This is a genomic window from Methylibium sp. (assembly GCF_013817365.1).
Classification (GTDB): Bacteria; Pseudomonadota; Gammaproteobacteria; order Burkholderiales; family Burkholderiaceae_C; genus Methylibium.
The window spans coordinates 1-4,314 of the sequence record NZ_JACDCU010000356.1 but is presented as its reverse complement, the minus strand read 5'-3'; the positions used below and the strand labels follow the sequence as shown (position 1 = coordinate 4,314).

At 62.7% G+C, this 4,314-nt stretch carries 3 protein-coding genes; all 3 read right to left on the bottom strand.

The genetic code is table 11. The features are described 5' to 3' along the window. Positions 1 to 71 precede the first annotated feature (71 nt). A complete protein-coding gene (locus H0W38_RS17525; RefSeq protein WP_292456452.1) occupies positions 72 to 1,502 on the bottom strand; it encodes a TIGR03016 family PEP-CTERM system-associated outer membrane protein in 1,431 nt (476 codons plus the stop codon). Between the two features lie 161 nt (positions 1,503 to 1,663). Continuing rightward, a complete protein-coding gene (locus H0W38_RS17520) occupies positions 1,664 to 2,203 on the bottom strand; it encodes an XrtA/PEP-CTERM system exopolysaccharide export protein (protein ID WP_292456450.1) in 540 nt (179 codons plus the stop codon). Between the two features lie 325 nt (positions 2,204 to 2,528). Further along, positions 2,529 to 4,314 (bottom strand): MMPL family transporter (locus H0W38_RS17515; RefSeq protein ID WP_292456448.1); only part of this gene is annotated, 1,786 nt, incomplete at its 5' end.

Below are 4,314 nucleotides of genomic sequence, written 5' to 3'. Positions count from 1 at the left end.
AGAAGCTCGGATCGGGGCTGAGCTGAAACGGCGGCGCGCTGAATCCGAAATGCGATTCGAACATCTGCGGCTCAAAAGCGGTGGCTCATGCCGACGAACAGCAGTGTGGCATCGTATGAGTTCAATTGACTGACCGTTGTCGTGAACCGGTTGATTTGCACGCCGGCCGAAACACTCGTGCGGGGCGAAACGTTTTTCATCAGTGAAAATCGATAACTCTTCTCTTCGCTGTCATCGCCGTCGCGGGCCGAGAGCCCCGTGATTTTTGACCACCGTGCACTCGTCTCCACCGACAGCTGCGGCGTGAGCTTGCGATTGAACCGCAACGATCCGCCCGTCTGCCGGTTGTCGGCAATCGCAGCGATCAGCGTCGACAGCGGATCGCCTTCGCGAGTGAGCTGGCGCAGGGTCTGTGAATACAACGCCAAGGAAGCGGTGTTGCGCGGTCCGAGCCAGACCCAGGTCGCGTTGATTCTGGTCTCGAGCTGCGGATACTCGGCCACCACATCGATCGCATTCGGCAGACGCGTGTCGAGACCCCGGTTCGTCACGACTGTGTCGACGAGGCCGCTACGCACCACGGGATCGGGGTAGCGCGTGGTGAGAATGGCATCCAGAAAGCCGCGTAGGTCAGATCCCTGCCCGAGCACACCCAGCGATGTCGATGCCGTGACCGGCTGCCGGCTCATTGTGAGCGCGAACGACATGAAAGGCATCCGGTGGCTCAATGCGAGGACGCCGGCGCTACCGAAGAAACGACGCTCGAGCGTCGCCGACAGCTCCGTGCGCGGCCCGGGATTCCATTGAACACTGAGTCCGTAGAGCGAGTCAGTGTGATCGCTGAGTACAAACCGGCTGCGGTCCTTGCCCGCCACCACCCCGAGCACGACCTGATCTTCGAGGTGGATGCTGCCGCGCAGACGCAGCGTGTCCAGCGTGAAGCGGCTTTCCGCGAACTCCTCCAACTCGTTTTCCAACCTGGACAACTCCACCGCTGCTCCTAGCGGGACTGGCTTCCTTTCGATTCGGATCAAGCTGCGATGAGACATCAGTCTCGAGCTCTCGCCTGCGCCGTTGGTCGTGAGCGTGATGTCGTGCCGCGCGACAAGCGAGGAGTTGGTCGATAACTCGCGCTCGATCGTCGGGCTCACGCCGTAGGTACCCTGAGTACGCCGATTGTCGCCGGTCGTGTCGCCCGACCGGGAGCCGAACGGGTCGATTTCGGACTGGCGCACGTGGGCCGCTGCGCCCACGTACAGCAGTCGCTCAACGACGGTGGCCTTGAGCCCGGCGCGAACGTCTGGCAGAACGTCGTTGTCCTGAGTTCCGTTAGCAAACGTCAGCAAGGTGGCCGCTGCTTCGACATCGAACTCGAGGCCTGCGCCGCGCCTGCCGAACAACACCTTGGGTCGAATGGAAGTGATGAACTCGCCTCGTTCCTGCCCCGAGGCACTCAGCGCACCGTTGTCGCTAGCCGTCAATCCACCGTCGATCGTGACCACGGGCAGCCTGGTCTGGGCGCATAGGGTCGTGGGAACAACAATGGGCGCGGCGGCCCATATGAGCAGGGCGATCCGCCTCAATGGGAGCGCGGCATGCGCCCATAGCGGCGACTTCAGGAAACTGCGACGCGGTGCGAGCGACCGTGGCGTGACCACGGTGATTAGAACCAGCTCTGCGGGACGATGATGATGTCACCCGGCATCACCGCCACGTTCGCAGAGATGTCGCCGCGCTTGAGCAGATCCCGGAGCCGCACGCTGTATTGCTTGCCGCCTTCCGTGCCGCGAATCAGGACCGCGGCATTGCCATCGGCGAAGTCGGTCACGCCACCTACTTGGATCATGACGTCAAGGATGGTCATGTCTTGGCGGTAAGGCACGGCCTGCGGCTTGGCGGCCTCGCCAACGATGCGGATCTGGTCCGAAAAGACCCCCTGGAATCCTCCTGAAATTCCTTGGAGCCCTCCGACCACGATGCTCACGACGGGGTCGCGGATGTACTTGGCCAATGCCTTCTCGACCTCGCGAGACAGGTCGGCGGGGCTTCGACCCGCAGCTTGCACGTCTTCGACCAAGGGCGTGGAGATGAAGCCATCCGGCCGCACTGTGACGGTGGACGACAACTCGGGATTTCGCCACACGACGATGCTCAGCGTGTCGAGCGGTCCGATCTTGTAGCGCAGGTTGGGGGCGTCGACCAAGCGCGGCGCCGGAGGATGCGTCGCAATCGCCGAACAAGCCACAAGGGAAAACGCCATGCTCCACAGGGCCAACCGCCTGGCCGCCTTGCGTCCAAAGGACCCAGGCGAAGACAAGCCATCGAAAAAATCCAAGGCCTTCATTGGTCCCCTTCACAAGTCGCATCAAATGTCCGTCGGACCGATGATGATCTGTACCGGACCTCACCGCAATTAAGTCTACGCTTGGTGATTAGCCCGCACACCCTTTGTCTTGGGGGGCGGACGGCGCTGCGCTTCATGAACCTGCAGCTGCATCATGTCGCCAGCGACGTGTACCCGTACACGCTCAAGCGCTCCGCTCGGGCGATAACGCCAGTTCGTCCACGACGCGTCCACCGACCAGGTGATCGCCGATCACTCGGTCGAGCCCTGCCTCGTCGATTCGGCAGTAGTAGACCCCTTCGGGAAACACCTGCAACACCGGTCCCAACCGGCAGGGGCCGAGGCAACTGGTTTTGGTGATCAAGATGCCTGTCGCGGGGTCGTGCAGATCAAGCCGCCGTCGCTCATCTCTCAGCCGCCGCCAGACCGCGGCTGCTCCGGCCTGGTTGCAAGTTCGACCCCGACATACCAACACACGGCGTTGCTGCATCGCGATCGCAGGCGCCGGTGCTGCCCGCTTTTCCGGTGACGCCCCTGCCGGCCCTCGCCGTCTGGCCACAAGCAACAAGGCGGGCAGCACCAGCAGTTCAAACAACTGCCCGGCGGCAAGCCCGACTGCGGTCAATAGCCCGAAGTTCGATGTCGGGATGAAGTCCGACGCGGCCAGCAATGCAAACTGGGCGATCAACAACAGCGACGTCGCCAGCACGGCGCGCCCGGACGATTCGAAGCTCCGGGCAATCGCGAAAACCGGCGCGGCTCCCGCCTTCAAGCGATTTCGGTAGCCGTGATACAGATGGATCGTGTCGTCGATCGTGATCCCGAGCACCAGGCTCGCAATCATGACCGTGGCCAGATCCAGAGGAATACCGGTCGCACCCATCAGAACGAATACGAAGAAAAGCGGCGCGAGATTCGGAACGATGCACAGCGCCGCTGCGACTGGCGAGCGCCACAGCAGCGTCATGAGAACGAATATCTGAACGAACGCTCCTGCAAAGCTGTTCAATTGCCCTTGGACAAGCAGGTCCACCTGGTCGGCGAAAAGCCGGCCGTGGCCTCCGATATCCAGTACCAGACCAGGGAGAGGCTGAGCCTTGTTTCGCTCGCGGATTCTCTCGATGACCTGGCTGATGCCTTGTGTGCCGTGCACGTTCAAGCTGAGAACGATCCTGGCCCGCTGAAAATCGCGGTTCACCAGTTCGTAGAGATCGCGCCCGTCATAGACAAGCAGGTATTGGCTCAGCAAACGGTCGTTGCCGGGGAGCGCTCGGAAGGCGGCTTGCTCGTCGTTCATCGCCCAATGCATCTCTTCGACCAGATCGACCATCGAGACCGCGCGGTCGACCTCCGGCTGCTGTTCCAGCCATTGCTGGAATTCGCTGATCGAGCGCAGGCTGTCTACATTCCTAAGGCTGTCGCGCCCGCTGCCGGTCAGCGAGATCTCCAGCGAGGTGACGCCCGAGAGCTTCGACTCGATGAGCTTCGTTTGCGTACTGAGGGGGTGATCCGGCCTAAAGAACGCCAGGATGTCGGATTCGACCCTCACCTGAGTCGCGAGCGGAATACTCGCAATGCACAAAGCGATCGCACCGCCGATGACGGCCTTCGGATGCCGCAGGCTGAACAAGGCCAGCCGCGAAGCCAGCCGGCCGAACCGGCCCATGCCGGAACTGCGACTCGGCCAGCGCTGGGTATCCCAGCGCCGAAGCAGGGGCGGCACCAGAAAGAAAACCGTCACGAAGACCAGCGCCGTCCCGAAGGCGCCCGCCACACCGAACACCTGGACGGGTGGAATCGGCACGAGCAGCAGGCTGAGCAAGCCGGCTCCCGTCGTCAGCACGTTGTAGGCGCCCGGCTTGCGGGTCTCTGTCAGCGCTCGATCGATGGAGCGGTTGCGCCGCAGCCCGGCGGCATGCGCCCGCTGCACCCCGGCATAGAAGTGCAACAGCGTCGCCAGGGTGTAGGCC